Below are 4,833 nucleotides of genomic sequence, written 5' to 3' on the forward strand. Positions count from 1 at the left end.
GCTGGCAGATCGCCGAGGGACTGCGCGCCCACGGCAAGTACACGAAGAAGCAGGCGCGCGCCAAGGCGATCGAGATCCTCGGCAAGGTCGGTATCCCCGACCCCGAGAACCGCGTCGACTACTACCCGCACCAGTTCTCCGGCGGGCAGAAGCAACGCGTCGTCATCGCCATGGCGCTCGTGCTCGAGCCCGGACTGATCGTCGCCGACGAGCCCACCACGGCGCTCGACGTGACCGTGCAGGCCGAGATCCTCGACCTGCTGCGCCGCGTGCGCGACGAGTTCGGCACCGCGATCCTGCTGATCACCCACAACATGGGCGTCGTCGCCGACCTCGCCGACCGCGTCGTCGTGATGTACCAGGGCGACGTCGTCGAGGAGGCGACGGCCGTCGAGCTGTTCGCTCGTCCGCAAGACCCGTACACGCAGAAGCTGCTGGCCTCGGTTCCGCGGCTCGGTTCCGGAGCCGCCCGCGCGGCCGCCCGTGCCGAAGAGCGCACCGCCTCGGCCGCCGCACCCGTCGTGGTCGCGAAGGACCTGGTGATCGAGTACCCCGGCCGCCTCGGCCTCAGCGGCTTCCGCGCCGTCGACCGGGTGAGCTTCTCGATCTCGCCCGGCGAGGTTCTCGGCCTCGTCGGCGAGAGCGGTTCGGGCAAGACCACGATCGGCCGCGCCATCGGCGGCCTCACCAGGATCACCGGCGGTTCGCTGCAGGTGCTCGGCCACGAGATGCTCGGCATCAAGGAGCGCACCTTCAAGCCGGTGCGCAGCGACATCGGCTTCGTCTTCCAAGACCCCGCGTCGAGCTTCAACCCGCTGCTGACGATCGCGCAGGCCGTGGCCGAGCCGCTCGTCGTGCACAAGCGCGCCGGTGACGCGGCCGCGGCCCGCACCCGCGTCGACGAGCTGCTCGAGGCGGTGCAGCTGCCGAAGAGCTTCGGCGACCGCTTCCCGCACGAGCTCAGCGGCGGCCAGCGCCAGCGCGCGAGCCTCGCCCGTTCGCTGGCGCTCGAGCCCACGCTGCTGATCGCCGACGAACCGACGAGCGCGCTCGACGTGTCGGTGCAGGCACGCGTACTCGAGCTGTTCGCCGAGCTGCAGAAGGAGTTCGGGTTCGCCGCACTCTTCATCAGCCACGACCTCGCGGTCGTCGACATGCTCGCGGACCGCATCGCTGTGCTCTACCGCGGCGAACTCGTGGAGGAGGGGCCCGGCTCCGAGGTACTGGGCTCTCCGCAGCATCCGTACACCCAGCGACTGCTCGCGTCCCTTCCGGTTCCCGACCCCGCGGAGCAGGCCCAGCGCCGGGAGGCTCTGCGCGTACTGAAGGCGGCCGACTAGGCCATGGGCAAGAGCGCCGTCCCCGTTCCGCCCGCGATCTTCGCGAGCGACCTGTCGATGCGTTACCCCTCGCGGCGGCCCGCCTCGGAGGACCTCGTGGTGAACGGGGTCAGCCTCACGCTGGCGCAGGGCGACATCCTGGCCGTGGTCGGCGAGACCGGGTCGGGCAAGAGCACCCTGGCCGCCGCGGTGGCCGGAGCCGCGGAGACGGGCGAACCCCGCTCGCCGATCATCCACGGCGGTACGCTGCGCGTGCTCGGCTACACGATGAAGGGCATCACCGACCGCAAGCGCGACCTGTTGACCCTGCGGGTGGGATATCTGGCTCAGGATGCCGGTTCTCGCCTCTCCGCGCGCCTGACGGTCGCCGAGAATGTCGCCGCCCCTATCTACGCCCGCGATCGGCGCTTCAACCAGCGTGACGCCGGCGAGGCCGTGGCGACCATGGTCGATTCGGTGCGGCTGCCGCTCGGCATCCTGGGCCGGTACCCTCACGAGCTCAGCCGCGGTCAGGCGCAACGCGTCGCCATGGCGCAGGCGCTCATCCTGGAACCGGCGCTGTTCGTGGCCGACGACCCGACCTCGGGCATCGACCCCACCGTGCGCGGCGCGATCCTCGACGTGATCCGCGAGCTGCAGGCGGAACGCCAGTTCTCGGCGCTCGTCGTGACGACCGACCCGGGCGAGGTGCGGCGCGTCACCGACCAGGTGCTCGTGATGCACCGCGGCACCGTGGTCGGCAAGGGTCAGATCGACCACGTGCTCGACACCGCCCGCCACCCCTACGTCGAAGGCCTCGCGAAGGCGCGCGACCTCGGCACCATTTCTAAAGCGAGGAACCTCTCCGCATGACGGCTCACATCGACCCCGCAGCAGGCAACGCAGACGTTCTCGCGAACGAGCGGCGGCCGACGCCGGGGCCGATCGCCATCCTGCCCGAGCACCGGCAGCTGTTCGCCGACGCGATCGAGGCGGGCGGCGGCACCGTCGCCGAGCTCTCCGCCGACACCCGCGGCGTCGTCTGGCTCACCGCGTCGCGTCCCGACGAACTCAAGGCGGTGCTCGACGCCCACCCGAAGATCGAGTGGGTGCAGCTGCCGTGGGCGGGCGTCGACGCGTTCTCCGACCTGCTCGCGGGCTACGCCGGTTCGACCTTCCCGCTCTGGACCAGCGCGAAGGGCGCCTACTCGGAGCCCGTCGCCGAACACGCGCTCGCCCTCACCCTCGCGCTTCTGCGCGGCCTGCCACAGAAGGCGCACGCCACCGGCTGGGCGACTGAGGAGACCGGCGTCTCGCTCTACGGTCGCAACGTCGTCATCGTCGGTGCCGGAGGCATCGCCGTCGAGATCATGCGGCTGCTGGCACCGTTCCGCGCGAACGTCACGATCGTGCGCCGCTCCTCCTCGCCCGTCGAGGGCGCGGGCCGCACCGTGGCGGCCGCCGACATGCTCGAGGTGCTGCCCGACGCCGACGTCGTGATCGTCGCGGCCGCCAGCACCAGCGACACCGCCCGGATGTTCGGCGCCCGCGAGTTCGCCGCCATGAAGCCCAGCTCGGTGATCGTGAACATCGCCAGGGGCGCCCTCATCGACACCGACGCGCTCGTCGCCGCCCTCGCCGCCGGCGAGATCGACGGGGCGGGCCTCGACGTCACCGAGCCCGAACCGCTGCCCGACGGGCACCCGCTCTGGGCGGAACCGCGCTGCATCGTCACCTCGCACTCGGCCGACACGCAGGACATGGTCGACCCGCTGCTCGCCGGCCGCATCCGCGCCAACGTCGAGGCTCTGCACGACACCGGCCGTTTCGTCGGCATCGTCGACGTGGCCGCCGGCTATTGATGTCCCTGTTCTTCGTCGGCGCGTACACCGCCGACATGGGTGGTACCGCCGACGGCATCGCCGCCCTCGGCAGCCTCCCCGACGGTTCGCTCGAACTCCTGGGCACGGCGGCCGCGGCGGACTCGCCGTCGTTCCTCGCCGCCCACGGTGACCTCGTCTACGCCGCGAGCGAGGCGACCGGCCGCATCGAGGCGTACCGCAGGGCGGGCGGTTTCGCGCTGAAGCGGGTGGCGACGGCAGAGTCCGGCGGCTCCGCTCCCTGCCACGTGGCGCGCTACGGCGACACCGTGGTCGCGGCCTGCTACGTCGACGGACGGCTCGGCGTGCTCGACGCCCAGCCCCTCGCGCTCGCCCAGACCGTCGAGGGCACGGCCGGCACCCGCAGCACCGGCCCGCACCCAGCGCAGGACGCGTCGCACGCTCACGCCACCTTCGCCCTCGACGACACCACTATCCTCTCCGCCGACCTCGGCACCGACGAGCTGCACTCCCACGCCCTGGCCGGCGGCCGGCTGACCCGCACGGGTTCGCTGCGACTTCCGGCGGGAACGGGGCCGCGCGATTTCCTGCGGCATCCGTCTGGTCTGGTTCTCGTTCTCGGCGAACTGGGCCTCACCCTCACCGCTCTCGACGACCGGCTCGAGGTGGTCGCCACCGTCGATCTCGCCGGGGGAGAGCCGGGCGACCACGCCGCCGCCCTCTCGACGAGCGCCGACGGCCGGTTCGTCTACGCGGGGCTGCGCGGCAGCAACCGCATCTCGATCATCGAGGTCGACGGCGGCGTTCTGCGGCCCGCCGGCTGGATCGACGCCGAGGGCGACTGGCCTCGACACCACCTCGTCGACGGCGACGTGATGCACGTGGCGCACGAACGCTCGAACACGGTCGCGACCTTCCGAATCGGCGAGAACGGAATTCCGGGGCTGATTTCGGCCCCGATCCGCGTATCTTCGCCGATTTTTCTGCTCAAAGCGTGACCACGGGCCAAATTGTGTTCATGACGCGTTAAAACCTTTGATAAAGTTACCAAGCTGTTTCAGCCAATCCTCGATAGCTCAATTGGCAGAGCAACGCACTGTTAATGCGTAGGTTCTTGGTTCGAGTCCAAGTCGAGGAGCTAGAAAAGCCATGTGGGGCTCCACCCTCCATGGCTTTTCTTTCTTAACCGCCGCGCCTACTCCCCGGGGAGTACGCGGTTCGCTCCGATCACCGGATGCCACGGGTCGGCCACGCGAATACACTCGCCCTATGCAGGCTTCGGGAGGCTTCCGCCCTCGGAAGCTCAGACACTCCGCGTTCGGCGAACCCGGTTGGCATGGACCGTGGGATCCGGAACTCGTCGCCGGGCGTTTCTCCGGCCGCTCGCCGCGCTGGGTGCGGCTCTGGCTGCCGGTCGTCATCTCGTTCTTCGTGCAGGTGCCCGCCGTGTTCGTGCAGTGGCGCGTGCAGAGCCGGCTCGACCTCGCCGGCGTCGCGCCCGCCGACCTGCTGGCGCCGCTCGCCCTCGCGCTCGTGGGCCCCGTCGCGCTCATCGGCGCGCGCCGGTTTCCCGGCCCGGTCGTCGCGAACGAGGCGGCCGCGGCCGGAGCCGACCTGCTGCTCGCCCGCGGCCCCGACCGTCCGCCGAACAACTCATTCGCCATCGCCATCGG

Annotated in this window: 4 protein-coding genes, 1 tRNA gene and 1 pseudogene; all 6 read left to right on the forward strand. The window is 70.8% G+C overall.

Annotated features, from left to right (window positions below; genetic code table 11):
- Window positions 1-1,340 (forward strand): dipeptide ABC transporter ATP-binding protein (locus ACLQ6X_RS15585; protein WP_411701071.1); only part of this gene is annotated, 1,340 nt, incomplete at its 5' end.
- 3 nt (window positions 1,341-1,343) lie between these two features.
- The gene (locus tag ACLQ6X_RS15590; protein WP_411701072.1) at window positions 1,344-2,192 is read left to right on the forward strand and encodes an ATP-binding cassette domain-containing protein; all 849 of its coding nucleotides are present in this window, start codon (window positions 1,344-1,346) and stop codon (window positions 2,190-2,192) included.
- Window positions 2,189-3,181, forward strand: coding sequence for a D-isomer specific 2-hydroxyacid dehydrogenase family protein (locus ACLQ6X_RS15595; protein WP_411701073.1), 993 nt, complete (start codon window positions 2,189-2,191; stop codon window positions 3,179-3,181). Before ACLQ6X_RS15590 ends, ACLQ6X_RS15595 begins: the two co-directional genes overlap by 4 nt.
- Window positions 3,181-4,158: a lactonase family protein gene (locus tag ACLQ6X_RS15600; RefSeq protein ID WP_411701074.1), complete on the forward strand. Its 978-nt coding sequence runs from the start codon at window positions 3,181-3,183 to the stop codon at window positions 4,156-4,158. Before ACLQ6X_RS15595 ends, ACLQ6X_RS15600 begins: the two co-directional genes overlap by 1 nt.
- A gap of 67 nt (window positions 4,159-4,225) precedes the next feature.
- Window positions 4,226-4,298, forward strand: a tRNA-Asn gene (locus ACLQ6X_RS15605).
- A 131-nt stretch (window positions 4,299-4,429) separates the two neighbouring features.
- Window positions 4,430-4,833, forward strand: a pseudogene (locus ACLQ6X_RS15610) (hypothetical protein); the annotation flags it as partial.

The organism is Conyzicola sp. (assembly GCF_046714715.1).
Taxonomy (GTDB): Bacteria; Actinomycetota; Actinomycetes; order Actinomycetales; family Microbacteriaceae; genus Conyzicola.

Coding starts and splice junctions, on each gene's coding strand:
- ACLQ6X_RS15590 (WP_411701072.1), top strand. CDS start 1,344: ATGGGCAAGAGCGCCGTCCCCGTTCCGCCCGCGATCTTCGCGAGCGAC.
- ACLQ6X_RS15595 (WP_411701073.1), top strand. CDS start 2,189: ATGACGGCTCACATCGACCCCGCAGCAGGCAACGCAGACGTTCTCGCG.
- ACLQ6X_RS15600 (WP_411701074.1), top strand. CDS start 3,181: ATGTCCCTGTTCTTCGTCGGCGCGTACACCGCCGACATGGGTGGTACC.